A 24,731-nucleotide genomic window follows, 5' to 3' on the forward strand; every position below is an offset into this window, starting at 1 on the left:
GACCTTTAGCTTCTCTCGCTCGCGGAGTGGGGCCAGTCCGGCCTCACTCCGCGAGGCGGGGTGCATTGCGGAACAGGGAAAGAAGATGCAGTGAGCGAGACGATGTGTCGGGACTGAGGAAGAGACTTCCAGAGGCGCTTCTGGTCATGGCGCTTATGGTCGGCATCGGCTTGCTGCTCTACCCCAGCGTCAGTGACTGGTGGAACGACATGCATCAGACGCAGGCGATTGCGACATACGAGGAGGCCGTCAAGGACAACTCGCCAGAGCGGAACAAGGAGCTGTGGGATGCTGCCGTCGCATACAACGAAGCCCTCTCTCATGGAGAGGGACGCTTCAACCTGAGCGACGAGGAGCGTGAGGAGTACGGGAGCATCCTGGATGTCACCGGTACGGGAATCATGGGCTATATCAAGATTCCCAGGATAGGGGTGAACCTGCCCATCTATCACGGTACCGGTGACACCATCCTGCAAGTTGCCATAGGACACATTCCGGGCTCCTCGCTTCCTGTTGGTGGGGAGGGCACGCACGCCGTGATCTCCGGCCACCGCGGACTTCCGTCGGCGCGTTTGTTTACAGACATAGACCAACTCGAGGAGGGTGACCTGTTCACGTTGCACGTGGTGGATCAGACGTTGACCTACCAGGTGGACCAGATCAGGACTGTCCTACCCGACCAGCTGGAAGACCTTGCAATTGACGACGGACAGGACTACTGCACGCTCGTTACATGCACTCCCTATGGGGTCAATACCCACCGGCTGCTCGTACGTGGGCATAGGGTGCCCAATGAGTCGGTCACGGACGTCACCGCTGACGCAGAGCGCATTGACCCGCTGCTCGTCGCCACGGTATTTGCGGTAGCGGTGCTCGGGGTGGTCTTGGTCGTGGGCCTCGTACGGAACCGGCCGCTTGCGCGGGGTACTCGGAGCGCGGGGCGGGCAGATAGGAAAGGAAGGGCAGAAAGTTGAAGGACGACATCATGCGCAGGCACGAGGTGCGTGGGCTTCGTGCGCTTGCCCTTCTATTTTTGGCCTGTGTCGTGGGGCTCTTGCTGCCTGCGCGGACATATGCGGCTGGGGTGGTCGATACCGATGCGTTATGCACCATCACGCTGAGCGATTGCAAGGCGGAAGGACAGAGGTTCACGGCGTATCGCGTGGCGTCCATGGGTGCCGACGGCAAGCTTTCTGCGGTTCCCGCATTGGCAGAGGCAGTCTCTGCATCAGGTTATGACCCCGCAGACCTCACGGACGGGACAAGCGCAGCAACTCTGGAGGCCATTGCCCAGACATATAGCGGCTATGTTGTCGCTGGCGCATCTGGCTTCGAGAGCGCAAGTGCGGTAGCGGCGTCCGGCAGTGCCAGCTTGACCGGCCTGAAGCCGGGCATGTATCTCATCATTGCTGACACCACGACAGTTGACGGAACGACGTATATCTCGAAACCGTACCTGATAAGCGTTCCGGCAATGAAAGCGGATGGCACTTATGCATACGCGCGCACCGTCAGAGCTGACAAGGTGGACAAGGTGTCAGTTGAGCACTTCGAGAATAAGGTAATAAAGCTGTGGAAGGGAGACTCCCGCGGAACGCGTCCGTCATCAGTCACTGTCCAAATCTTCGATGGAACACGTCTCTATAACACCGTGGAGCTCAATTCCAGCAACGACTGGTCCTACGCCTGGGAGGGCAAGGGCGATTGGTCCGTTCGCGAGGTCACCGATACGCTTGGCGGGTACACCTGCTCCATCAGCTCCTCGGCAACGGTATCACGCAGTGATGATGGGTCCGTCAGAACGTCGACCTTCATGGTCACTAACAGCCACACGCCAACCACGCCCAAGGGTCCGGGCAAGCTTCCCAAGACGGGAGACCCGCACAACCTCCCCTTGGTCGGGGGGATTCTGCTTGTTGGCCTGACCTGCATCGTTGTGGGTGTGTACAAGAGGCGTGATGGGGATGGTTCCTAATATGGCGCCTGTTCGGAGGACTGGCGGCCGCCACATTCCCTGGACGCGCGTTGGGGTCACTTTGCTGGCCCTGGCAGGAGCCGTGCTAGCCGCGTCGTTCATGGCAAGGCAGGCCGGAGCACGGAAGAGCGCAGAACTATGCTCTGGCATCCTGAGTGAGCTTGAAAAGCCAGGTGGGGGTGACGCATCCGGGACAGTCACGGGAAAGGATCAGGACCACGAGCTGCCCGCCCGGGAGTTGCTGGGAATGGATGTCATCGGGCGACTGTCTGCGAGGGCTGTAGGGCTTGACGTGCCAGTGGGTACGGTGGGAAGCGACGCGAGTCTCGTGCCATGCCAGGTTGGCAGTCGTGATGGAGAGCTGGTCGTTTGCGGGTCCTCCTATCAAGGTGGCATTGGGCGAATAGGTGGTCTCGGCGATGGTGATGCGGTTACCTTTACCGGGGTAGATGGTCTTGTTAGGACGTACGAGGTGGCAAGCTCGGGCACGACGAAGTCTGACTTTGACGACGACTTCGACTTGCTCGTGTACTACGAGGGTGCGTTTGGCGAGAGGCATTGGGTGGGTTGCTCCGAGACCTCTTAGCGAGGGAGAAGTCTCGGAGAAATCCACGCGGTGGAGCCAGTTGGATGGGTTGGAGCTGACTATGAGCACGCTACTAGACAACGTGACGACCATGCTAAGGGACAATCGTGGGCGTCGTGCATGGCGCTGGGTCGTCGGGGTGATGGCGTCCGTTGTCGTTGCCGTTTCCTGCTTTGTCCTGATGAACCCCGCGATGGCCCTGACGGGCGGCACGACCCTTTCGTCCGCCATCACAAAGGACTCCGCGCTCTTCTTCAGGGATCCCGGCGAGGGCGAGGATGCATGGGTCAAGACGGACGGGTCGGATGCGCTGGACGGGAACTCCGACCTCAGGCTGCGTCTTGCTTTCGAGTTGCCGGAGGGCGCCCTCAAGGATGGTGCCGCGCTCCAGTACAAGCTGCCTGACAACGTGTCGCTTGATACGAGTTCTGCGGCATATGACAAGATTCCCGTCTATGCAGCGGATACCGTCTCGAAGGGGGACGAGACGGATGCGGTTGTCATCGGCTCTGCAAACGTGAAAGACGGCGTTCTGACGATAGAGTTCGACGCCGCGAGTGTCACCAAGAACGTCGGAAGGGACGCGACCGATGCGGAGGCTGCTGTTACCGCAGCGAGGCTGGGTGCCTTCGTGGACCTCGACTTTGGCTTCAGCGCGCTCAGGACAGATGCGGACGGACTTGCGCACGTACGGCTCAACGACGTCGTCTCTCTTGACGTCAAGAAGGCATCTGTCCCCACCACGCAGCTCGACCAGGTGGTAGGGGCGGGGGCTGCAAGTGACGTCGCGCCCTCAGTTGCAGACAACGGGATTGGTGGCGACTCCGATTCCGTGACATCGGCGCCCAGCCGCGTGACCAAGGCACCCCGTCGAGACTCCGGCAACGGTCTCGGCACGGACCTCACCCCGTACATCACGGGAGACACGAGGGTCGAGAAGCTCGTGAACGGCACCTGGACGCCCGCCACCCAGTTCAATGACGGTGACAGCGTGAGGGTGGCACTGAGCTACAACATTCCGGCCGGCGTGGTGACCGAGGCGAACCGAACGATCAGCTACCAGCTGCCCAATGGGCTGAAGCCCGACTCCGTCCAGAGCGGCCGCGTCACCTCTGGCGGCAAGGAGGTCGGTGACTACACCATCGATACCGACGGCAAGGTGACCATCACGTACGACCAGGCCTTCGCCCAGGGTGGCGGTGCCGTTCAGGGCACCCTCAACTTCCATGGAACAGTCTCAAACACGAGTGGTGGGACGTCTGGCACCATCGACTTCGGTGGTGCGAGCACTCCCATCACCATCGTCACGCCCGTGCAGGACAACCATGACATCACCACCAAGAAGACGGGCTCCTTCGCCAATAACGACCGCACCAAGGCGAGTTACACGGTCACCGTCACCACCAACAAGGGCACAGGTGAGCCCGTCTCCGTCACGGACAAGTGGGACAAGTGGAACAGTACGTCCGGCGTCACCTACTCGTACGACCAGAGCTCGCTCAAGGTCGTGAAGGTCAGTGCGAACGGCGGGGAGACGACGCTGATCCAGGGCTCCTGGAACCCCTACAACTACAACGTGTCGTGGACTGGCGGGAGCGACCCACAGTTCACGGTCTCCAACCTGCCGGCACTGGGCGCCGGCGAGAAGTACGTCATCACCTATGCGACCGACATCGGCGGTGCCACGAGCGAGGCGGGAAAGGTCGCCAACTCCGCGGGCTCCACGAGCGGACCACACAACTCCTGGGACTGGCACAGCATCGAGTGGACCAAGGATATCAGCAAGTACGCCACCACGTACGACAAGAATACTGGCAAGGTACAGTGGCGCATCAAGGTGAACCCCAACCACAAGGACATTTCGGGATGGCGTGTTGTCGACAGCCTTCCGTATCCTATGACGGGCGGATTTACGGTTTGGAGTGACGAGAGCGACTACACGGCCGAGGGCGGAGGGGCCGGAGACACATACATCGACTTCACTTTCCCGTCCAACCTGACCGACGCGCAGAAGACGGCAAGCTACTACATCGGCTTCTGGGCGGACGTGCCGTCCACTGACGGCGAGACAAGCAACACGGCGTACCTGTACCCGCCCGACGGCAAGAACCAGAGCGACACGGGCATCGTGGACATCCAGCACCGCACCTGGGACGTGAGCAAGTCCTTTGGGAGCGAGACGCAGAAGGAGGACGTCGCCGGTCTCTATCGCAACACCTGGAACACCACCGTGACGGTTCCCGAGGGGAGCCTCTCGACGTTCGAATACGTGGACACGATCGAGAACGCCCAGGACGGCGACGGCAACGACATGGGGCCCAACAGCCACTACGCCATTGCCGCCGACCTGGAGGCGAGCCTTGTCGACCACCTCTCCCTGAACGTGGACGGGTACAACTCCTACCTCTACAAGGGTGCCGACCAGAAGACCTACTGGAACTCCTACTACGAGGACGAGCGCGGATACACCGACAAGTTGAAGATTTCCGTCACCTACTACGACGCGAATGGTAGTGAGGTCCCCGCCACCGATACCACGACGCATGTCAAGCGCTTCAAGGTGACGGTCACGCCTGCTGTCGGTCAGAGCATCGAGGCCCAAAACCTCAAGATTGACAACTATGTCACCTATACCGACGCGTCGGGTGCGGCGGAGGGTTCGACTTGGGCCATCAAGAACAAGGGCGAGTGCCAGGGCAAGGTTTCCGAGGCCACGCACGAGCACAAGACGCCGAAGAAGTTCGACAAACAGGTCTACACGGGGCACAAGACGGCGAGCGGGACCGACGCGTACGCCAGCGGGGATGCGAACGTGGACTATGACGACGTGAACGGCATCCTCACCTACCGGCTCCTGCTCAACACCACCAAGGCGGATGAGGGGAATATCGTCATCAACGATGACCTGCCGTCCGGCCAGACGCTCGACGAGAGTTCCATCAAGGCGGTCTTCAGGGATAGTGCCGACGGTGGTGGCGAATACTCGGATAACGGCGGATGGGGTGACCAGAAGAGCGACCTCAACGGCAACCAGAAGCTTTCATACACGACGTCGACAAACGCCGATGGCACCACCCACCTCCAGATAAAGATTCCCAACTACAAGTACTTCAACTCCAGGACGCTGATAGCGGTGACCTACAAGGTCTCCATCGCCGGCGACCCGACATGGGCTGACCCCAAGAACGCCAGCAAGACCTACACCAACACGGCAGACTGGAATGGGCACTCCTCCACGACCAACACCAAGGTCACGCACGACGTGAAGAACATCAGCAAGACGGGCGAGCAGCTGGACAAGGACGGCAATCCCGTCAAGACCAACGCTGCCGGCAACCCAACGGTCGCACCCTCGGGCACCATCAGGTACTACGTTGACATCAATCCCAAGGCGGATGACCTTGACCCCAGCTCTGACACGCTGGAGCTCACCGACCAGCTGAGCAACGCCGGAAGCTACAACCCCGTGCTGGACATTTCGAAGGTCAAGCTCTATGCGTACGACAGCTCAGCAGAGCACCATCTGGGGGCAGAGATTGACAGCAGCCGCTATACCCTGCAGTACGACGTTGCCACCAGCAAGATAACGGTGTCTGTCCCCGACAGCCTCGCCTGCGTGCTCACGTATGAGTACACCCTCGATCAGACCTTTGGCGGCAACACGACGATCAACAACCACGCGACCCTCAACGGAAAGTGGTCGGACGAGCAGAGGACGGTGCTCAAGGAGTCCAGCTCCTCTGCCACGGCCGTGAAGAAGGCAATTAGCATCTACAAGGTCGACAGCGACAACTACAAGAAGGTACTACCAGGCACTGAGTTCAAGCTGGAGTACTGGCAGAATGGGGGCTGGGTAACCAAGGACGAAACCCTGACAGTCGATCAGGACGGTAAGATCAGGTGGGACCTCGCGGTTGCGCAGCCGCCACTCATGACCAACACGCTCTATCGCCTTACGGAGACCAAGGCGCTGCCCGGCTACAAGCTCGACACCACGCCCCACTACTTCATCTGGATGGACAACGGCAATAACGCCAACTCCTCGTACAATGCTTCCGGTGCGTCCAGTGCTAACGTGCAGCAGAGTCAGGTGACGATCTTCAGGAACGTTGGCGGTATCATGTACATCCCCAACACCTACACGCGTGTCACTGCCAAAAAGGTGTGGGCAAACGCGAGCGGTGCACCGGTAAGCGCGCCGGAGGGTGCGAGCGTGCAGGTCCAGCTCTATCGGCAGATACAGACTGCAGATCCTAGCGACAGCTGCACGATCAACATTGTAAGTAAGGGCAACGAGACGAATCCGGGCTATAAGCCGGAGACGCACCTCCAGGAGACCGTCAAGAAGGGCACTTCTGTCACGCTTGGTATGGGGAATGTCTGGAATGGCATGACCCTTGACGTGTACGTCAACGGTGCGCTCGCAAGGTCCGTGACCGTTGATCCAAACGGCCATATTAGCCCGCCCATTGTGATTGATAACATCACGAGTGACACCGAGGTGGTGGTCCAGAACACGCATGACGAGAACAATCCCGTGGCGAAGATAGCCGACTACACGAAGCCCAACAACACCCTTACCAACAAGGAGACGGTGGGGGACCCCGTTACCCTCAACGCCAACAACCAGTGGACCCACGACTGGGATGGCCTCGAGCCAGGCGACTCCACGGGCCATGCCTACTACTACACCATTGAGGAGGTTGGTGCACCCAACGGCTACACTGTCTCGTACTCCAATAACGGTGGCATCAAGACTGGCACCATCACGGTGACGAACTCCTCGTCTGGCTTCGTGCTTCCCAAGACTGGTGGGGTGGGGACGACGGCGGTGAGGCTCATCGGTGCGTCCGTGGCAGCCCTTGCGCTCATCGGGCTTGTCCTTGTTGGCACCCGTCGGAAGCTGGCTGCTAAATAGTTGCGCTTTCCTTCGAAGACTTTGCGCGCGGCTCCGTTGGACGCCCTTGGCCAACGGAGCCGCGGCCCGAAAGATGGCCGTCATCTCTCACTCGCAGTTCCAAGGTTCGCCCTGTCATGGATACGCCCGAGGCAGTGGTAGACAAAGCGCCAGCTAGAAGCTCCAAAAACTTCTGCGAAGAGATTGTGAAAGGCGCTCCGGGCATGTAAACTTATCAAGCTGCCGATTTTGTGGGGGAGTTCTGTCCATAGCGCACAGGACAAAACCGCAGCTGAGGTGGCAGACGACAGCTGTGGTCCGCTGGGGAAGTGGCGCCGGATGCGCCATGAGGGGGCTTGCCCCCACAGGTCCCATGACCACCGAGGGTAAGGAAAGAGCATGGTCAGCACGATCCTTGGCCGCAAGATCGGGATGACTCAGGTGTGGGATGAAGACGACAACGTCGTCCCCGTCACCGTCATCCTGGCAGGCCCCTGCACCGTCTCGCAGGTGAAGACGAAGGCGACCGACGGCTACGATGCCGTCCAGATCGGCTTCGGAGACATCACGCCCAAGCACGTCAACAAGCCCATGGCCGGCCACTTCAAGGCCCACGGCGTGGAGCCCATGCGCTACCTGCGCGAGGTCCGCGTCGAGAACGGCGAGGAGCACAAGTGCGGCGACCAGGTCACCGTCGCGGACTTCGCCGACGTCAAGGCGGTCGACGTCATCGGCACCTCCAAGGGCAAGGGCTTCCAGGGCACCATCAAGCGCTGGAACTTCTCCCGCGGACCCATGGCCCACGGCTCGCGCAACCAGCGCAAGCCCGGCTCCATCGGCCAGTGCGCCTATCCCGCGCGCGTCCGCAAGGGCCTGCACATGGCTGGCCACATGGGCAACGAGCGCGTGACCGTCAAGAACCTCAAGCTCGTCCGCGTTGACGCCGAGCAGAACCTCCTGCTGGTTAAGGGCGCCGTCCCTGGCGGCAAGAACGGTCTCGTCCAGGTCCGCATGGCCTAAAGGGCCGAGGTAAGAAGAGCCCTAAGGCTAACAAGGAGGACAAATGTCCAGCATTGAAGTCAAGAACGTTGAGGGGAAGGCGGCCGGCACCGTCGAGCTCTCCGACAACGTGTTCGGCATCGAGCCGAACGTCCCCGTGATGCACCAGGTCGTGGTGGCCTACGAGGCGTCCCTGCGCCAGGGCACCCACTCCACCAAGAACCGCTCCGCCGTCTCCGGCGGCGGTGTCAAGCCCTTCCGCCAGAAGGGCACCGGCCGTGCCCGCCAGGGCACCATCCGCGCCCCGCAGTTCACCGGCGGCGGCGTCGTCTTCGGGCCTACCCCCCACTCCCACGCCCTGCGCGCGAACAACAAGGAGAAGAAGCTCGCCATGCGCTCCGCGCTCTCTGGCAAGCTTGCCGACTCCCAGCTGTTCCTGATCGACGAGCTCTCCCTTGAGCCCAAGACCAAGCAGGCCAAGGCCGTCCTGGCCGCCCTGGGCCTCGAGGGCAAGCGCGTCACCATCGTCGTTCCCGACGACGACGTCAACACCTACCTGGCCTTCCGCAACCTGCCCAAGGTCACCATCATCGCCTCCTGCGAGGCCAACACCCGCAACCTGCTCGACAACGCGGCCCTCGTGATGTCCTGTGCGGTTGCCAAGCAGCTCGAGGAGGTGCTCGCGTAATGAACTCTGCCTACGAGGTCATCATCCGCCCGGTCGTCTCCGAGCGTTCCTTCGACCTGATGTCGAACAACAAGTACACCTTCGAGGTTGCCCGCAACGCTCCCAAGGAGGAGATCAGGGCTGCCGTCGAGAAGCTGTTCGGCGTTCACGTCCTCAAGGTGAACACGCTTTGGGTCCGTCCCAAGAACAAGCGCGTCCGCTATGTCACCGGCAAGACCCGCACCTGGAAGAAGGCTGTCGTCACCATCGCCGATGGTGAGCAGATCGAGATCTTCTCCAACCAGCAGGCCGCTGCCGAGGAGTAGGTAATTCGCCCGCGCCTCCCCAGGGAGGCCGGGCTGTTATGCCGCGCAGGATGGATACGCGCGGTACCGTGGTAATCCGGTGTCGCCCCCTTATTCCCGAGAGGGTCGGCCAACGGACAGAAAGGGAAAGCAATGGCAGTCAAGCACCTCAAGCCCACGAGCGCAGGCAGGCGCTGGCAGACGATCTCTGACTTCAAGGAGATCACCGCCACCAAGCCCGAGAAGTCCCTTCTCGAGCCCCTGCCCAAGAAGGCAGGTCGCAACAACAACGGCCGCATCACCACCCGTCACCAGGGCGGCGGCAACAAGCGCCTGTACCGCAGGATTGACTTCAAGCGTCGCATGGACGACGTGCCGGCCAAGGTCGCCACGATCGAGTACGACCCCAACCGCTCCTCTCGCATCGCCCTGCTCCACTACGTGAACGGCGCCAAGGCCTACATCCTGGCTCCCGAGGGCCTTCACGTGGGCGACGTCGTCCTCTCGGGCGAGAAGGACGTCGACATCAAGCCCGGCAACTGCATGCCCCTCTCGCAGATTCCCGTCGGCACCCTGGTCCACGCAGTCGAGTTCCAGCCCGGCAAGGGCGCCGCGATGGCTCGTGCCGCCGGCACCTCCGTGCAGCTGATGGGCAAGGACAACGGCTACGCCGTCCTCCGCATGCCCTCCTCCGAGCTCCGTCGCGTGCTCCTCACCTGCCGCGCCACCATCGGCGAGGTGGGCAACGCCGAGCACGGCAACATCGTCATCGGCAAGGCCGGCCGTCAGCGTTGGCGCGGCGTCCGTCCCACCGTCCGCGGTACGGTCATGAACCCCGTCGACCACCCGCACGGCGGCGGCGAGGGCAAGAACCACACCTCCGGACGCCCCTCCGTCACCCCCTGGGGCAAGCCGACCAAGGGCAAGAAAACGCGCGACCCGAAGAAGGCGTCGAACCGCCTCATCATCCGTCGTCGTCGCTCGAAGTAGCCGGAACACGAGTATTAGGAGATTCCAAGAATGAGCAGAAGTCTCAAGAAGGGCCCGTTTGTGGAGACTCGCCTCCTTGCGCGTGTCACCGCTATGAACGAGGCTGGCAAGAAGGAGGTCGTGAAGACCTGGTCGCGCTCCTCCACCATCTTCCCCGAGATGGTCGGGCACACGATTGCCGTCCACGACGGCCGCAAGCACGTCCCCGTGTACATCACCGAGTCCATGGTTGGTCACAAGCTGGGCGAGTTCTCGCCCACCCGCACCTTCCGCGGCCACAAGGCTTAACAGGGGGCATGAAGAACAATGGCTAAGAACAACGCTGCAAACGAGGTCTCGGCTACTGCGAAGTACGTCCGCATGGCCCCTCGCAAGGTCCGCATGATCGTCGACCAGGTGCGCGGCAAGTCCGTGGAAAAGGCCCTCGAGACCCTCCAGTTCAGCACCCGCGCCGCCGCCGAGCCGGTCGCCAAGGTCCTGCGCTCCGCCGTCGCCAACGCCGAGAACAACAACGGCATGCGCGCCGACGGCCTCGTGATCAAGTACGCCTACGTCGACGAGGGTCCTACGCTCAAGCGCATCCGTCCTCGCGCCAAGGGCTCCGCATCCCGCATCAACAAGCGCACGAGCCACATCACCGTCGTCGTCGCACCTGGAAAGGAGGCGTAGGGAAAGCATGGGACAGAAGGTTCAGCCTACCGGCTTCCGCCTCGGCATCACCGAGGAGTGGCGTTCCCGTTGGTACGCCGATAAGAAGGACTACGCCAAGAGCCTTGGCAACGACCTCGAGATTCGCAAGTTCCTCGAGAAGCGTCTTGCCTCCGCCGCCCTCGCACGCGTCGACATCGAGCGTGCCGGCGACAAGGTGAAGGTCATCATCTACTCCGCCCGCCCCGGCATCGTCATCGGCAAGAAGGGCGCCGAGATCGACTCCCTGCGTGGCGAGCTCGAGAAGATCGCCGGCGTGACCAAGGGCAACATCAACGTCGACGTCATCGAGATCAAGCGTCCCGAGCTCGACGCCCAGCTGGTCGCCCAGTCCATCGCCGAGCAGCTCGAGGGCCGCATCGCCTTCCGTCGCGCCATGCGCAAGGCGGTCCAGTCCGCCCGCAAGGCCGGCGCCAAGGGCATCCGCATCCAGTGCTCCGGTCGCCTGAACGGCGCCGAGATGGGCCGTCGCGAGGCGCTGTCGCCCTCGTGCAGGTGCATGTGCGCCACGAAGGGCGCGAGCCCTGCCTGCGACTCCGCGCGGAGCAGCGCGTCCCGTAGTAGCTCGCAGATCACCGGGTCACGCTCGTAGAGCTCGACCTCGAATCCGGTCGCGGCCAGGAGGAGAGAGTCCTCTCCCAGGCCGGCGGTGGCGTCGATGGCGCGCGGGCGTTCGACGCCCTTGACGCGCGCCGCCTTGACGAGCAGCTCCCGCGCCAGGGCACGAGGCCTGAGACGCGGGATGAGCCGGGTGAAGTCACCTTGCGTCCTCAGGCCGTCCCCACAGAGCCAGAGGCCCGACTCGTCCACGAGTAGGCTGGTGCCCGGGCCTTCGTCACCTGGCGCGCCAAAAACGAGCCTTGATCCCAGGCGAGAGGCGACCTCCTCTGCGGCCGTGCGACAGGACTCGGACGCAAAGTGCACGGGAGGCGCGGACGACGACGGTTTGGCCGGCGATGATGCCGCTTGCGCGGGCAGCGCGGCGGGAGTGGGCAACGGGCCGGAGAGGGCGCGTGCTNGGTACCGCGAGGGTCGCGTGCCCCTGCACACCCTGCGTGCCAAGATCGCCTTCGGCGAGTCGACCGCCCGCACCACCATGGGCGCCTGCGGCGTGAAGGTCTGGATCTACCTCGGCGAGCAGCTCCCCGGCCAGCCTGCGCTCAACCCCGCGCTCGAGGGCAGCAGCCGTCCTCGCCGTTCGCGTAACGAGAGGAGGGGCCGCTAATGCTCGCACCCAAGCGCGTTCTGCACCGCAAGGTCCAGCGTGGCTCCATGAAGGGCCAGGCCAAGGGCAACACCAAGCTCTACTTCGGTGAGTGGGGCCTGCAGGCGCTCGAGGCCCACTGGATCACCAACCGCCAGATCGAGGCCGCCCGTATTGCCATGACGCGTCAGATGAAGCGTGGCGGCAAGGTCTGGATCACCATCTTCCCCGACAAGCCCATCACCAAGAAGCCCGCCGAGACCCGTATGGGCTCCGGCAAGGGCAACCCCGAGGAGTGGGTGGCCGTCGTCAAGCCCGGCCGCATCATGTTCGAGATCGCCGGCGTCGAGGAGTCCGTCGCCAAGGAGGCCCTGCGCCTCGCCCAGCACAAGCTCCCCATCAAGACCAAGATCATCGCCCGCGCCGACCAGGACGGGGAGGCTAAGTAAATGAAGTACAAGGACATCCGTGAGCTCAGCGACGAGGAGCTTGCCCAGAAGCTCGAGGACGGCAGGGCCGAGCTCTTCAACCTCCGCTTCCAGATGGCGACCAGCCAGCTGGACAACACCGCCCGCGTCACCACGGTCAAGCGCGACATCGCCCGCGTCCAGACCGAGATTCGCGCACGCCAGATCGCAGCGGAAAACGCCGCTGCGCAGAACTAGATCGCAGGAGAAACAGGAAATGGCAGATACCGAAAGCAGGAACGCGCGCAAGGTCCGCACCGGTGAGGTCATCTCGATCTCTGGCGACAAGACCGTCACCGTTCAGGTCACGTACCGCAAGCACCACCCCAAGTACGGCAAGATGATGACGATCCACAAGAAGCTTCACGCCCACGACGAGAAGAACGAATGCGGCTTGGGCGACACCGTCACTGTCATGGAGACCCGTCCCATGTCCAAGACCAAGCGCTGGCGCGTGACCCAGATCGTCGAGCGCGCCAAGTAACGACCTATACAACCCATTCCCAGCCATGTGCGGCGCACGCGAGGCCGCACCTCTGGCAGGGGTGAGCGTTCGGAGGAACAAGCAATGATTCAGATGGAGACCATGCTCAACGTCGCTGACAACAGCGGCGCCAAGCGTGTGAAGTGCATCAAGGTACTTGGTGGCTCCAAGCGTCGTTACGCCGGCCTTGCAGACGTCATCATGTGCGCCGTCCAGGAGGCCACCCCTGGCGGATCCGTCAAGAAGGGTGACGTCGTCCGCTGCGTCGTCGTGCGCACGGTCAAGGAGACCCGCCGCAAGGACGGCAGCTACATCAAGTTCGACCAGAACGCCTGCGTCCTGGTCAACAAGGACGGCGAGCCCAAGGGTACCCGCATTTTCGGGCCCGTCGCCCGCGAGCTGCGCGACCACAAGTACATGAAGATCGTCTCGCTCGCGCCTGAGACGCTGTAGGGAGTGAGTAGCAGATGGCAAAGATGAAGATTAAGAAGGGCGACCAGGTCGAGGTCCTGTCCGGCAAGGACAAGGGCAAGCGAGGCGAGGTCATCAAGGCCATGCCCGCCGAGGGCAAGGTCGTCGTCCGTGGCGTCGCCATGGTCAAGAAGGCCCAGCGCCCGACCCAGCAGGGCCAGCAGGGCGGCATCGTGGAGAGGGAGGCGGCCATCGACGTCTCCAACGTCGCGATCGTCGACCCCCAGACCGATAAGCCCACCCGCGTCGGCTATCGCTTCAACGAGGACGGCAAGAAGGTCCGCTTCGCCAAGAAGTCTGGTGTCGAGCTCTAGGGAGCGAGTCACCGCCAGTGCGAACGTTGGGTCCCCCATCCGCCAGGGTGGGGGACTTTTTGAAGTCATTCTCGTCCGGAGGCGCTCGTTTGCTTGTGTTTTCCCGCCGGCTGATGCCGAGAAGTACAAGCAAATTCGGGTCACGGGGCGTTTTTGCTTCGAACCGTCGATTTGCTTGCATTTCTGACTTAGAGAAGTGCAAGCAATTTGATGCGTCGGAGCCGACCTCGTCCAAAATGGGCAATTCCCTTGTGTTCAGGAAGCCGAGAAGTACAAGCAAACTGAGGCAGCGGCGCCATTCTCGCCCGGAAGCTCCATTTGTCGGTGGTTTGGAAGACGAGAAGTGCCGACAATCGTTGAAGTTCGGTCCGACTTCACCCCGAGGTGGCTGATCGTCGGTGGTTCCACGGGAGAAAAGTACCGACAAGCGAGAGGCCGCGCTCCGGGCTTGCAGGGCTCCTGGTGGCGGGGTCCCGGTGCCCGTCCTCCCCTAGGCTTGGGGTGGGGGCACAATCACGTCGTAGCGGACGGCCTTGCCAACGACGCTGTGACCGGGCTTTCTCCCCGCGAGGAAGGGGCCCTTGGGCGGCCGCTTGATGACGACCTTTCTGGGACGCGCCGCCAAGGCCGCCGCAAGCAGCTCGTCCTCGTCCGAAGCCGGCGCCTCGATTCGATGGATGAGCTGGAACTTCTTCTTCACCAGGGCGCTCTTCTGACGTGCGGGGAACATGGGGTCCAGAAACACGACGTCCGGACGCACGCCACCCATGGCGAGGGCCCGCAGCGCGGCCGCGCTGTCGCCCTCGTGCAGGTGCATGTGCGCCACGAAGGGCGCGAGCCCTGCCTGCGACTCCGCGCGGAGCAGCGCGTCCCGTAGTAGCTCGCAGATCACCGGGTCACGCTCGTAGAGCTCGACCTCGAATCCGGTCGCGGCCAGGAGGAGAGAGTCCTCTCCCAGGCCGGCGGTGGCGTCGATGGCGCGCGGGCGTTCGACGCCCTTGACGCGCGCCGCCTTGACGAGCAGCTCCCGCGCCAGGGCACGAGGCCTGAGACGCGGGATGAGCCGGGTGAAGTCACCTTGCGTCCTCAGGCCGTCCCCACAGAGCCAGAGGCCCGACTCGTCCACGAGTAGGCTGGTGCCCGGGCCTTCGTCACCTGGCGCGCCAAAAACGAGCCTTGATCCCAGGCGAGAGGCGACCTCCTCTGCGGCCGTGCGACAGGACTCGGACGCAAAGTGCACGGGAGGCGCGGACGACGACGGTTTGGCCGGCGATGATGCCGCTTGCGCGGGCAGCGCGGCGGGAGTGGGCAACGGGCCGGAGAGGGCGCGTGCTCCGCCTGCCGGTCGCTGTCCGCCTCGTGGCATCATCCGTCCCCAGTCCCTAGGCTAGCTGCGCCAAGCGCAGGGCAAGGGCCACACTGCCCACGTTGTAGCCCCCCACCGCATAGAGCCCGCGGAAGACGACGTCGCCGTCCGTTGCGCCTGCCGCCTCGCCCTCACCGGCCTTGTCGCACGGCTGCACCAGGAGCATGAGAGGCAGCTTCTCCGGGTTGGCGTACATGCGGCGCGCGAGGCGTTCGGGCAGCTCGTCGAAGTCGTCGAAGAGCACCAGCGCGGACCCCAGCGCGTCGAGGGCGCGCATGAGCGTGGGGTCGTCGTAGGCCTTCGGGCTCCGGCACACGAGGAGCAGGCCCAGGCCCGCCTCGTGCAACTGCCCGGCCTGCTCGCGCAGCTCGTTGAGCAGGTGCTCGGTGGGCTCCTCCGACTCCTCCAGGAAGGCGATGATGCCTCGTCCCGTGCCACCGCGCCGCAGCGCGTCGCTCGCGCGGGCGGCAGATCCGTCCGCGGCATGCAGCTCAAGCTCGGGCAGGGGAATGTCCTGCAGCATGTCGGAGGCCTTGGGCACGCGCGTGCGCAGCGGCAGCTCGAGTTCGCCCTCGCCTTCTCCGAGGCGGAATATCGCCTCGGAGGCCTGCTGGTTCCCGTTGGGGAGCCGGGTGGTGCTCACTAGGCGCCAGGTTCCCAATGGCAGCTCGAGTGTCAGGCCGCCCTCGTCCGCGCTCGTGCCCCAAAGCTCGAGCGAGGGGAAGCCCAAGGACCCCTGCCCTCCTCGCTCGGTGTAGGCCTGGAGCCTTCCCAGGGTCCAGTCGACGAAGCAGGACTTGGTCCCTCCGGCGGTGGCACGCAGGCGCACCCTGCGGGACTTGGGGCGAGGGGGCTCCTGCGCGGGCACGAAGCGGCCGCCCTCGAAGAGCTCGGGTGCGAGCGACTCGGGGTTGACGCGCGCCGGGTGGCNGACGTGCACCGCGAGTCGCACCGTCCTCGTGTAGGAGGGGGTCACGCCGATCAGGTGGGTGCAGCCGTTGCGCCCGGCGTCCTCGCCGCCCAGCTGGTCGAGGGCATAGTCGGAATAGACCGTCGTGCCCATCATGAGGGCGCGTCCCGCCGCGTTGGTGAACCACCCGCGGTCGAGCACCTCCTCGGGCTCGCAGGCGCCCAGGTAGTGCCAACCGCCGTCGGCGTAGGCCTCGACCCATGCATGGTTGTCGTCACAGTGCGCCCACCAGGGGGTGTAGATCTGGCGCGCGGGGATGCCCACGCTGCGCAGGGCGCTCACCAGGAAGGTCGACTCCTCCCCGCAGCGGCCGTCCCCGCTTGCCAGCACGGCGAGCGGCCCCAGGGTACGGCCGTCCGACGCCTGGTAAGTGGCCATCTGGGCACACCAGTAGTTGATCTCGAGCACGGCCTCACGCTCGTTGAGCCCCGCGACGCGCTCGTGCAGCTCACTCCAGAGCGGGGGGCGGCAGTCGGTGAGGGGCTCGTTGTTGACGCGGGGACAGAGCACGAAGTGCACGAAGAGGGGCTCGGGCAGCTCGCGGGTCCAGCCCAGGCCGCGCCGCAGCATGAGGGAGTGACGCACGTAGGAGACGAGGACTCCCGGCTCGACGTCGAGGACGTCGGAGAGGGGCAGCATGCCGAAGAGGTAGCGCAGGAGGCAGGCCTCGTCCTCGTCGGCGCTGGCGTCCACGGTCGCGGTGGCACGGGCGCGGGTGACGTCGTCGAGCAGGGCGAGACGCCCCTCGAAGCGGTCGCGCGCGTAGTCCTGGAGTTCCTTGCCGAGCATGAGGCTCCTCTCGCCTGGGTGTGTCGGTGGCTTGTGGTTGCGAGGCCTTGGGTGGACGCGGCCCACGCGCCTTCGTCCCTTGCGTGGGCGGACATCCCGCACCCTACTCGTCCAAAACGAGCTCCAGCACGGTGTCCAGCGGGTCGGGAAGCTCCGTCGCCGCACCGAGGTCCGCAAACGCGACGTCGGCGTAGTCGCTGTGGGTCCAGCTGGACGAGAGGGGCACCTCGCTGCCGTCCGCGAGTATCCTCACACTGCGGATGCTCGCCTTGGGCACGCCCAAAAGCGGCACGGGGCCCACGTGGGGCTCGTGCAGGTGCAGGTAGTAGTGGTTGCCCCTGCGCGTCACGCGTCCCTGGTCGAAGCGAGCAAGGTCGACGCCACCTCCTTCGGCGCTGCCGCAGCCATAGACGCTCGCGCCGTTCTCTCCCATCCAGCGGCCCAGCTCGCGCAGACGCTCCATCGACGCGCGGGGGATGCGTCCGCGCGCGTCGGGACCCACGTTGAGTATGAGGTTGCCGCCCTTCGACACACACTCCACGAGCGAGCGCACCAGCGTGCGCGGTGACTTCCAGTTGTCGTCGCGGGCGGTGTAGCCCCAGCTGTCGTTCATGGTCAGGCAGGACTCCCAGGCCAGGGGGCGACCCTCGGCGTCCGTGAGCCGCCAGGGCGGGATGATGCGCTCCGGCGTCACGAAGTCGCCGTGGTAGGGGGTGGGCGCGCATTCGGCAAGGGAGCCCATGCCCTCGCCGCTCACCTCGAGGCGGTTGTTCACGATCACGTCGGGCTGGAGCTCGCGCACCATGCGCATGAGCTCGGTGGCGCCCCAGCGCTCGCCGCGCATGTCGTCGTACGAGAAGTCGAACCACAGCAGGTCGAGCCTGCCGTAGTTGCTGCAGAGCTCCCTCACCTGGGCGTGCATGAAGTGCAGGTAGCGCCCCCAGTCGCGACCCTCGTTGCCGCATTCGGGATGGTTGCGCAGCGGTGCCTGGCGGTCGCCGTACTGCGGGAAGTCCGGGTGGTGCCAGTCTATGAGCGAGAAGTACAGCCCCACCCTCAGGCCCTCGGCGCGCACGGCCTCGACGAACTCGGCCACGACGTCGCGGCCGAGCGGTGCGTGCACGGAGCTGTAGTCGGTCTGTGCCGTGTCGAAGAGGCAGAAGCCGTCGTGGTGTTTTGCGGTCATGACCACGTAGCGCATGCCCGCCTCGCGCGCGGCGCGGGCCCAGGCGCGCGCGTCGAGCTCGCGAGGGTCAAACTCGTCGAAGTAGGGCAGGTAGGAGGCGTCGTCCATCTCCTCCGTGCTGCGCACCCACTCGCCGCGCGCGGGGATGGCGTAGAGGCCCCAGTGTATGAACATGCCGAAGCGGTCGTGGAGCCACCATGCCATGCGCCTGTCGTAGCGCTCCCTGTCGAACTCGTACAACCGTGCTCCCCTCGTCACGCGCATCATCACGCTTGGCGAAAACCTCTCCCCTCCGGCGGGTTGCCGTTGGGCGAACTGTTGCCAAGCGAAGCCGGTTCCGAGTATGAATCTATATGAGTCATGAGGGGGCAGTGCCGCATGGGTCCGTCGCCCAGAAGGCGAAAGTTCCCGGAGAGCGCGCAGAGGTTCGTCTCCCCTCGGTCATCTTGCACGGCCCCGCTTCGCGACCGCGGACGGGGACAGGTCAGGAGGGGCCCGTCCCGTCGGGGTGGGCCGGGCGCGTCGTCCACAAGGAGGAAGTCGCATGCTTCAGAATCACGAGGTTTCCGCTTCGGAGAAGGGAATGAGCCGTCGTTCGTTCCTGGGCTATGGCGCCATCGGCGCCGGCCTGCTGGGCGCTTCCCTTGCCGGCTGCGGCAAGAAGGGGAGCGATGCCACCACGCCCGTCGAGTCCGGCTCCGATACTGCCGCCGCGGAGGTCGACGCTGACGGCTTCGTCGTCAAGGCCACCAAGACCGACGGCAAGTCCGCGGACAACGACCTCGTGATCGCCATCGAGGGCACCATCCAGAACCTCCACCCCATGAACTGGTCGGACGGCAACTCGGGCAACGTCTGCTACTACATGTACGAGACCATGGTCGCCCACGACGAGGACTACAACTTCGTTCCCATGCTGGCCGAGAGCTGGGACGTCTCGGACGACGCCCTCACCTACACCTTCCACCTGCGCAGCGGCGTCACTTTCAGCGACGGCACGCCCTTCGACTCCTCGGTGGTCGTCACCAACTACAATGAGGCGGTGAAGAAGGAGAACGGCTGGCGTCGCCGCCGCACCTTCGTGCAGACCCTGGACGACGGGAGCGAGAACTACCGCGTGTCCAAGGTCGAGGCGCCCGACGCCAACACGGTGGTCTTCACCCTTGCCGCCCCGTACTCGCCCTTCATGAACAGCATCTCGCAGTTCTACCTCATCAACCCCACCGCTGCCGTGGACCCCAACTACAACTACCTGGCACAGTCTGCCGGCACCGGTGCCTTCACGCTCAAGGAGTGGGTCAACGGCGACCACACCACCGTGGTGCCCAATCCCACGTACTGGGGAGAGAGGCCCTCGGTCGACTCCGTGACCTTCCGCGAGGTGCCCGAGGCCGGCGCGCGCATCGCCATGCTCCAGACCGGCGAGGCCGACTTCGTATACCCCACCCCGTCCGACCAGATCGCCACCATCAAGTCCGCCGGCGACATCAACCTCAAAGCACAGAAGTCCACCACCATGCGCTACGTCACGCTCAACACCAACGTGAAGGAGCTCTCTGACGTGCGCGTGCGCCAGGCCATGAACTACGCCTTCGACCAGAAGGCGTACGCCGAGGTCCTCTATTCCGGCTTCGCGGACCCCGCGACCTCCGTCCTGCCCGAGAAGCTCCACTCCTACGAGGCGCAGACGCCCTACGACGTGGACCTCGACAAGGCCAAGTCCCTCCTCAAGGAGGCCGGCTACCCCGACGGCTTCAAGCTCACCCTCTGGGGCGACAACTCCACGCAGGAGACCAAGGGCATGACCTTCGTCATGCAGCAGATGGCCCAGATTGGCATCACCGTGGACGTCCAGCCCATGGAGCCCGCCACCGTGGCCGACAAGACGGCCCTCCCCGCCGACGAGACCGAGCTCCAGATGTGGTACGTCAACTGGTCCCAGAACGACGCCGACGGCTTCCTGCGCTCGCTGCTCTCCAGCGGCATGGTGCCCCCCACGGGCTACAACACCGCCTTCTGGAAGGACGACGAGTTCGACGCCAACCTGGAGAAGGGCAACGCCGCACCGACCCAGGACGAGCAGGACAAGTACTATCGCGAGTGCCAGAAGATTGCCTGGGAGAACTGCCCCTGGCTCTTCCTTGCCACGGACGACTCGCTCTTCTCGTACAAGGAGTACCTCAAGGGCGTCCGCATGATCCCCATGGGCATCGACGCCACCCACGCGACGCTCGAGCGTTAGCGCGGGCGCGGGGCCGGGCGCGTCCCGGCTCACACGTCAGGAAACGGATTGGGCTTGCCGGCCCCCGAAGGCCGGCAAGCCCTTTTGGAGCAAATGAGGAGGCGGAAGATGGGGCGCTACTTCCTGAAGCGCATGCTTTCGATGATCCCCCTGTTCTTCGTCATCTCGATCGTCGTGTTCCTGTTCATCCACCTGATCCCGGGTGACGCGGCACGCATGATCGCCGGCAAGAACGCGACGGGCGGGGACATAGAGCTCATCCGCCAGCAGCTCGGCCTGGACAAGCCCCTGCTCCGGCAGTACCTGGACTACATGGGTGGCCTCTTCACCGGAAACCTGGGGATGTCGTACAAGAACAGCCAGACCGTCTGGTCGCTGCTCGTCCCGCGCTTCCCCATAACCATCTACCTCACCATCTGCTCGATCACCTGGTCGGCGCTCATCGGCATCTTCCTGGGCGTCGTGTCCGCCATCAACCGCGGCAAGGCCCTGGACCTCGTGGGCATGGTCGTGGCCATCTCGGGCCTCTCCATCCCCAGCTTCTGGCTGGGCCTCGAGCTCATGCAGCTCTTCTCCGTCGCCCTGGGATGGCTTCCTACCGGCGGCGTGGACGATTGGCGCGGCTACATCATGCCGTCGCTTGCCATGGGTGCCGGCATCATGGCAATCCTGGCGCGCGTCACCCGCTCCTCGATGATCGAGAACCTGGGCAAGGACTACATCCGTACCGCCCGCGCCAAGGGCCTGCCCGAGTCCAAGGTCATCATGCGCCATGCCTTCAAGAACTCCTCCATCGACGTGGTCACGGTGGCCGCCCTGCAGATCGGCGCCCTCATCGCGGGCTCCGTGGTCATCGAGACCGTCTTCTCGATCCCGGGGATGGGGCGTCTCCTGGTCGACTCGATCAACTACCGCGATTACCAGGTGGTGCAGGCGCTCATCATGTTCTTCTCGCTCGAGTACATGGTCATCAACCTCTTGGCGGACGTGCTGTACGGGGTCATCAACCCCCGCGTCCGCTTCGACTAGGAGGACGTGCGACATGGCAGAAAAGACCAAGCTGAAGGGGGCCCCGGGCGAAGGGGACGCGACCGCCGCGACCGCAGGGGCGGGCGCTTCGGAGTTCGCCCGCGGTGAGGAGCTCCCCCGCGCGCAGAGTCCGGCCAGGCAGTTCCTCAAGAAGTTCCTGCGTCGCAAGACCGCCGTGGCGGGGTTCGTCTTCATCGTGCTCATGTTGGTCATAGCCGTCATCGGCCCCTCCGTGGTGCCCTACGACCCCAACCAGTACGACTACTCGGCCCTGCTCTCGGGCCCCACGGCCGCCCACATTTGGGGCACGGACGAGTTTGGGCGCGATGTGTTCAGCCGCCTCGTCGCGGGCACCCAGCTCTCGCTGGGGACGGCCCTCACGGCGTCGGTGATCGGCACTGCCGCAGGCGTGGTCTTCGGCCTCATCGCGGGCTTCTGCGGTGGGCTCGTGGACGCGTTCATCATGCGCGTCTGCGACGTGATGTTCGCCTTTCCCGGCATCCTGCTGGCCATCGCCGTCGTCGCGATCATCGGTCCCGGCCTCACCAACGTGATGATTGGCGTGGCCGTGTTCACCGTCCCGTCGTTCGCGCGCATCATCCGTGGCGCCGTGCTCGAGGTGAGGAGCGAGCTCTACGTCGAGGCGGCGCGTTCGGTGGGCTGCTCGTCCAGGCGCATCATGTTCGTCCACATCCTGCCCGGCACCATGCAGGCGCTCATCGTCAACTTCACCATGAACGTGGGCGGCGCGATCCTCTCGGCCTCGAGTCTGTCGTTCCTTGGCTTCGGCGCCAGCGTAACCCAGCCCGAGTGGGGCGCCATGCTCTCGCAGAGCCGCAACTACCTGGCCACGGCGCCTCACCTGGTGCTGTTCCCGGGCCTTCTGATCTTCCTCACCGTGCTCGCGTTCAACCTCTTTGGCGACGGCCTGCGCGACACCCTCGATCCCAAGCTCAACTAGGAGGCGCAGATGCAAGACGCCCTGCTTGAGGTCAGGGACCTCAAGGTCGAGTTCAAGCGCGACCGAAAGTCATGGATCACCGCCGTGCGCGGCGTGTCGTTCTCCATCCATGCCGGAGAGATCGTGGGCCTGGTGGGGGAGTCCGGCTGTGGTAAGTCGGTCACCTCGCTGGCCGTGATGCGCCTCCTGAGCAAGGCCACCAGCCGTACCTCGGGTTCGGTGGTCATGGACGGCCGCAGCATCCTCGAGCTGAGCGACCGGGAGATGCGAGACGCACGCGGCAACGACTTCTCGATGATCTTTCAGGAGCCCATGAGCTCGCTCAACCCCATCATGCGCGTGGGAGACCAGCTCGCCGAGGCCCTGCGGCTGCACAACGACCTGAGCCGCGAGGAGATCCACGCGCGCTCGGTCGAGGCGTTGCGCCTGGTGGGCATCCCCGAGCCCGAGGTGACGCTGCGCAACTACCCGCACGAGCTCTCGGGCGGCATGTGCCAGCGCGTCATGATAGCCATGGCCATGTCCTGCGAGCCCAAGCTGCTCATCGCCGACGAGCCCACCACGGCGCTCGACGTGACCATCCAGGCCCAGATCCTGGCGCTGATGGAGCGCATCCGCGCCGAGCGCAACACCGGCATCCTCTTGATCACCCACGACCTGGGTGTCGTGGCCGAGACCTGCAGCCGCGTCATCGTGATGTACGCCGGCGGCATCGTGGAGGAGGCACCGGTCGAGGAGCTCTTCGAGCGCCCGCGCCACCCCTACACCAAGGGGCTCATCGCCTCCGTGCCCCGGCTTGGCCGACGCGTGCACCGCCTGCCGTCCATTCCCGGCAGCGTTCCCGACCTCGCGGCCATGCCCGCGGGCTGTCGCTTCGCCCCGCGCTGCCCCATGGCGCGCCCGGCCTGCGAGGCCAAGGTGCCCGCGCTCGTGCAGGTGGGGGAGGGCCATCGCTGCGCCTGCCCATACGCCGCGGCCGGTGCCAGTGTGGAGTACGCGGCCGGGATCGGCGGTCTGGCTGACGGCGCCGGCGCGGCCGATGCCACCGCCGCTGCGTCGGGGGCCACCGGTGATGTGTCGGCACAAGACGCGAAGGGGGTTCCCACGCATGAGTGAGCCGCTGCTTTCCGTGCAGGACGTCTCGAAGCGCTTCCCGGTGGGCAAGAGCCTCCTCGGCCGCCCAACCGGCTACGTCCATGCCGTGAACGACGTCTCGTTCGACGTCATGCCGGGCGAGACCTTCTCGCTCGTGGGCGAATCCGGTTGCGGCAAGTCCACCACGAGCCGCCTGATAGACCACCTGATCACGCCCGACGAGGGGCGGATATTCTTCGACGGCGACGAGGTCACGGCGCTGAGCGAGCGCCAGATGCGCCCCCTGCGCGCCAAGATGCAGATGGTCTTCCAGGACCCCTACGGCTCGCTCAACCCCCGCATGAAGGTGCAGGACATCATCGGCGAGCCACTCTTGGTGCACACCAGGATGTCCGCAGGCGAGCGGCTCAAGAGGGTGCACGAGCTCCTTGGCACGGTGGGCCTCTCGCCCGCCCATGGCGAGCGCTACCCGCACGAGTTCAGCGGCGGCCAGCGCCAGCGCATCGGCATCGCCCGCGCCCTCTCGGTGCAGCCCAAGCTGATCATCGCCGACGAGCCCGTCTCGGCGCTCGACGTGTCCATCCAGGCCCAGGTGCTCAACCTCCTGCGCGACCTGCAGGAGCACTACGAGCTCACCTACCTCTTCATCTCGCATGACCTGTCGGTGGTCGAGATGATCTCTGACCGCATCGCCGTCATGTACCTGGGGACCATCATGGAGATGGCGCCCAACGAGGAGCTGTACGCGAGGCCGTGCCACCCCTACACGCAGGCGCTGCTCTCGGCCGTGCCGGTGCCCGACCCCAAGTCCAAGCGCCGCCACGTGCTCATCGAGGGAGACCTGCCCAGCCCCATGAACCCGCCAACGGGCTGCCCCTTCCACACCCGCTGCCCGCACTGCACGGAGCGCTGCGTCAAGGAGTTCCCCAAGATGCGCGAGGTCTCGCCGGGCCACAGGCTGCGCTGCCATTACGACGGGCTCCAGCTTCCGGCGTAGGGTACGGGGCCATGCCGAGCTGCCGTGGA

At 64.5% G+C, this 24,731-nt stretch carries 23 protein-coding genes and 3 pseudogenes; 22 read left to right on the top strand and 4 right to left on the bottom strand.

The features are described from left to right. Positions 1-104: 104 nt before the first annotated feature. The 11 genes and pseudogenes from BQ7388_RS02585 to rpsC (BQ7388_RS02635) form a co-directional block, all read left to right on the top strand. Positions 105-974 carry a class C sortase gene (locus BQ7388_RS02585; RefSeq protein WP_234946776.1) on the top strand — a complete coding sequence of 290 codons (870 nt, stop codon included), beginning with the start codon at positions 105-107 and terminating at the stop codon, positions 972-974. Next, positions 971-1,975 carry a Cna B-type domain-containing protein gene (locus BQ7388_RS02590; RefSeq protein ID WP_072499712.1) on the top strand — a complete coding sequence of 335 codons (1,005 nt, stop codon included), beginning with the start codon at positions 971-973 and terminating at the stop codon, positions 1,973-1,975. Before BQ7388_RS02585 ends, BQ7388_RS02590 begins: the two co-directional genes overlap by 4 nt. Before the next feature lie 82 nt (positions 1,976-2,057). After that, complete coding sequence (locus BQ7388_RS12225; RefSeq protein WP_234946779.1) at positions 2,058-2,561, top strand: hypothetical protein; 504 nt, start codon at positions 2,058-2,060, stop codon at positions 2,559-2,561. Between the two features lie 181 nt (positions 2,562-2,742). Further along, a complete protein-coding gene (locus tag BQ7388_RS02600; protein WP_072499714.1) occupies positions 2,743-7,479 on the top strand; it encodes a SpaA isopeptide-forming pilin-related protein in 4,737 nt (1,578 codons plus the stop codon). A 378-nt stretch (positions 7,480-7,857) separates the two neighbouring features. Then, positions 7,858-8,478: a 50S ribosomal protein L3 gene (gene rplC / locus BQ7388_RS02605; RefSeq protein WP_072499715.1), complete on the top strand. Its 621-nt coding sequence runs from the start codon at positions 7,858-7,860 to the stop codon at positions 8,476-8,478. A 43-nt stretch (positions 8,479-8,521) separates the two neighbouring features. Continuing rightward, on the top strand, positions 8,522-9,145 hold the full coding sequence (gene rplD, locus BQ7388_RS02610; RefSeq protein WP_072499716.1) for a 50S ribosomal protein L4: 624 nt from the start codon (positions 8,522-8,524) through the stop codon (positions 9,143-9,145). Then, on the top strand, positions 9,145-9,450 hold the full coding sequence (rplW, locus tag BQ7388_RS02615) for a 50S ribosomal protein L23 (protein ID WP_009278412.1): 306 nt from the start codon (positions 9,145-9,147) through the stop codon (positions 9,448-9,450). Before rplD ends, rplW begins: the two co-directional genes overlap by 1 nt. Positions 9,451-9,582: 132 nt before the next feature. After that, complete coding sequence (gene rplB / locus BQ7388_RS02620) at positions 9,583-10,419, top strand: 50S ribosomal protein L2 (protein WP_040656716.1); 837 nt, start codon at positions 9,583-9,585, stop codon at positions 10,417-10,419. A 30-nt stretch (positions 10,420-10,449) separates the two neighbouring features. After that, the gene (rpsS, locus tag BQ7388_RS02625) at positions 10,450-10,707 is read left to right on the top strand and encodes a 30S ribosomal protein S19 (RefSeq protein ID WP_009278414.1); all 258 of its coding nucleotides are present in this window, start codon (positions 10,450-10,452) and stop codon (positions 10,705-10,707) included. 18 nt (positions 10,708-10,725) lie between these two features. Then, the gene (gene rplV, locus BQ7388_RS02630; protein ID WP_009278415.1) at positions 10,726-11,088 is read left to right on the top strand and encodes a 50S ribosomal protein L22; all 363 of its coding nucleotides are present in this window, start codon (positions 10,726-10,728) and stop codon (positions 11,086-11,088) included. A 7-nt stretch (positions 11,089-11,095) separates the two neighbouring features. After that, positions 11,096-11,602 (top strand): annotated as a pseudogene (gene rpsC / locus BQ7388_RS02635) (30S ribosomal protein S3); the annotation flags it as partial. 56 nt (positions 11,603-11,658) lie between these two features. Here the strand turns inward: rpsC (BQ7388_RS02635) and BQ7388_RS02640 are convergent. Then, positions 11,659-12,051, bottom strand: a pseudogene (locus BQ7388_RS02640) (class I SAM-dependent methyltransferase); the annotation flags it as partial. Between BQ7388_RS02640 and rpsC (BQ7388_RS02645) the strand changes: the two are divergent. The 6 genes and pseudogenes from rpsC (BQ7388_RS02645) to rplX form a co-directional block, all read left to right on the top strand. After that, a pseudogene (rpsC, locus tag BQ7388_RS02645) lies at positions 12,044-12,352 on the top strand (30S ribosomal protein S3); the annotation flags it as partial. The pseudogenes BQ7388_RS02640 and rpsC (BQ7388_RS02645) sit on opposite strands and share 8 nt — an antisense overlap. After that, the gene (rplP, locus tag BQ7388_RS02650) at positions 12,352-12,780 is read left to right on the top strand and encodes a 50S ribosomal protein L16 (RefSeq protein WP_062531628.1); all 429 of its coding nucleotides are present in this window, start codon (positions 12,352-12,354) and stop codon (positions 12,778-12,780) included. The pseudogene rpsC (BQ7388_RS02645) and the gene rplP, both read left to right, overlap by 1 nt. Beyond that, positions 12,781-12,996 (top strand): 50S ribosomal protein L29, encoded by a 216-nt coding sequence (gene rpmC / locus BQ7388_RS02655; protein WP_009278418.1) that lies wholly within the window; start codon positions 12,781-12,783, stop codon positions 12,994-12,996. Positions 12,997-13,015: 19 nt separating this feature from the next. Then, positions 13,016-13,282, top strand: coding sequence for a 30S ribosomal protein S17 (gene rpsQ / locus BQ7388_RS02660; RefSeq protein WP_062531629.1), 267 nt, complete (start codon positions 13,016-13,018; stop codon positions 13,280-13,282). Positions 13,283-13,366: 84 nt separating this feature from the next. Then, complete coding sequence (gene rplN / locus BQ7388_RS02665) at positions 13,367-13,735, top strand: 50S ribosomal protein L14 (RefSeq protein WP_009278420.1); 369 nt, start codon at positions 13,367-13,369, stop codon at positions 13,733-13,735. A 14-nt stretch (positions 13,736-13,749) separates the two neighbouring features. Further along, the gene (gene rplX / locus BQ7388_RS02670) at positions 13,750-14,067 is read left to right on the top strand and encodes a 50S ribosomal protein L24 (RefSeq protein ID WP_009278421.1); all 318 of its coding nucleotides are present in this window, start codon (positions 13,750-13,752) and stop codon (positions 14,065-14,067) included. 490 nt (positions 14,068-14,557) lie between these two features. Here the strand turns inward: rplX and BQ7388_RS02675 are convergent, their stop codons facing one another. The 3 genes from BQ7388_RS02675 to BQ7388_RS02685 all read right to left on the bottom strand — a co-directional run bounded on the left by BQ7388_RS02675 (position 14,558) and on the right by BQ7388_RS02685 (position 18,618). Continuing rightward, entirely contained in the window at positions 14,558-15,307 is a 750-nt protein-coding gene (locus tag BQ7388_RS02675) for a class I SAM-dependent methyltransferase (protein ID WP_072499717.1), read from the bottom strand. 142 nt (positions 15,308-15,449) lie between these two features. Continuing rightward, complete coding sequence (locus BQ7388_RS02680) at positions 15,450-17,192, bottom strand: transglutaminase-like domain-containing protein (RefSeq protein ID WP_072499718.1); 1,743 nt, start codon at positions 17,190-17,192, stop codon at positions 15,450-15,452. A 103-nt stretch (positions 17,193-17,295) separates the two neighbouring features. After that, positions 17,296-18,618: an alpha-L-fucosidase gene (locus tag BQ7388_RS02685; protein WP_072499719.1), complete on the bottom strand. Its 1,323-nt coding sequence runs from the start codon at positions 18,616-18,618 to the stop codon at positions 17,296-17,298. A gap of 304 nt (positions 18,619-18,922) precedes the next feature. Between BQ7388_RS02685 and BQ7388_RS02690 the strand changes: the two genes are divergently transcribed. From BQ7388_RS02690 to BQ7388_RS02710, 5 genes are all read left to right on the top strand, one after another. Further along, positions 18,923-20,620, top strand: a complete 1,698-nt coding sequence (locus BQ7388_RS02690; protein ID WP_072499720.1) for an ABC transporter substrate-binding protein — start codon at positions 18,923-18,925, stop codon at positions 20,618-20,620. A 108-nt stretch (positions 20,621-20,728) separates the two neighbouring features. Then, positions 20,729-21,649: an ABC transporter permease gene (locus tag BQ7388_RS02695; RefSeq protein ID WP_009278426.1), complete on the top strand. Its 921-nt coding sequence runs from the start codon at positions 20,729-20,731 to the stop codon at positions 21,647-21,649. A 13-nt stretch (positions 21,650-21,662) separates the two neighbouring features. After that, positions 21,663-22,610 (top strand): ABC transporter permease, encoded by a 948-nt coding sequence (locus tag BQ7388_RS02700; protein WP_129583136.1) that lies wholly within the window; start codon positions 21,663-21,665, stop codon positions 22,608-22,610. Positions 22,611-22,619: 9 nt separating this feature from the next. Continuing rightward, positions 22,620-23,726: an ABC transporter ATP-binding protein gene (locus BQ7388_RS02705; RefSeq protein WP_072499721.1), complete on the top strand. Its 1,107-nt coding sequence runs from the start codon at positions 22,620-22,622 to the stop codon at positions 23,724-23,726. Beyond that, positions 23,719-24,702, top strand: coding sequence for an ABC transporter ATP-binding protein (locus BQ7388_RS02710; protein ID WP_072499722.1), 984 nt, complete (start codon positions 23,719-23,721; stop codon positions 24,700-24,702). The genes BQ7388_RS02705 and BQ7388_RS02710 overlap by 8 nt, the downstream gene beginning before the upstream one ends. The last annotated feature ends 29 nt before the right edge of the window (positions 24,703-24,731 follow it).

Source organism: Olsenella phocaeensis, assembly GCF_900120385.1.
GTDB classification, from domain to species: Bacteria; Actinomycetota; Coriobacteriia; order Coriobacteriales; family Atopobiaceae; genus Olsenella_I; species Olsenella_I phocaeensis.

Excerpts from the sequence above, each read along its gene's own strand:
- rplB (WP_040656716.1), top strand. The coding sequence starts at position 9,583 with ATGGCAGTCAAGCACCTCAAGCCCACGAGCGCAGGCAGGCGCTGGCAG.
- BQ7388_RS02705 (WP_072499721.1), top strand. The coding sequence starts at position 22,620 with ATGCAAGACGCCCTGCTTGAGGTCAGGGACCTCAAGGTCGAGTTCAAG.
- rpmC (WP_009278418.1), top strand. The coding sequence starts at position 12,781 with ATGAAGTACAAGGACATCCGTGAGCTCAGCGACGAGGAGCTTGCCCAG.
- rplC (WP_072499715.1), top strand. The coding sequence starts at position 7,858 with ATGGTCAGCACGATCCTTGGCCGCAAGATCGGGATGACTCAGGTGTGG.
- BQ7388_RS02710 (WP_072499722.1), top strand. The coding sequence starts at position 23,719 with ATGAGTGAGCCGCTGCTTTCCGTGCAGGACGTCTCGAAGCGCTTCCCG.
- rplV (WP_009278415.1), top strand. The coding sequence starts at position 10,726 with ATGGCTAAGAACAACGCTGCAAACGAGGTCTCGGCTACTGCGAAGTAC.
- rplN (WP_009278420.1), top strand. The coding sequence starts at position 13,367 with ATGATTCAGATGGAGACCATGCTCAACGTCGCTGACAACAGCGGCGCC.
- rplP (WP_062531628.1), top strand. The coding sequence starts at position 12,352 with ATGCTCGCACCCAAGCGCGTTCTGCACCGCAAGGTCCAGCGTGGCTCC.
- BQ7388_RS02695 (WP_009278426.1), top strand. The coding sequence starts at position 20,729 with ATGGGGCGCTACTTCCTGAAGCGCATGCTTTCGATGATCCCCCTGTTC.
- rpsS (WP_009278414.1), top strand. The coding sequence starts at position 10,450 with ATGAGCAGAAGTCTCAAGAAGGGCCCGTTTGTGGAGACTCGCCTCCTT.
- BQ7388_RS02690 (WP_072499720.1), top strand. The coding sequence starts at position 18,923 with ATGCTTCAGAATCACGAGGTTTCCGCTTCGGAGAAGGGAATGAGCCGT.
- rpsQ (WP_062531629.1), top strand. The coding sequence starts at position 13,016 with ATGGCAGATACCGAAAGCAGGAACGCGCGCAAGGTCCGCACCGGTGAG.
- rplX (WP_009278421.1), top strand. The coding sequence starts at position 13,750 with ATGGCAAAGATGAAGATTAAGAAGGGCGACCAGGTCGAGGTCCTGTCC.
- rplD (WP_072499716.1), top strand. The coding sequence starts at position 8,522 with ATGTCCAGCATTGAAGTCAAGAACGTTGAGGGGAAGGCGGCCGGCACC.
- BQ7388_RS02600 (WP_072499714.1), top strand. The coding sequence starts at position 2,743 with ATGAACCCCGCGATGGCCCTGACGGGCGGCACGACCCTTTCGTCCGCC.
- rplW (WP_009278412.1), top strand. The coding sequence starts at position 9,145 with ATGAACTCTGCCTACGAGGTCATCATCCGCCCGGTCGTCTCCGAGCGT.
- BQ7388_RS02700 (WP_129583136.1), top strand. The coding sequence starts at position 21,663 with ATGGCAGAAAAGACCAAGCTGAAGGGGGCCCCGGGCGAAGGGGACGCG.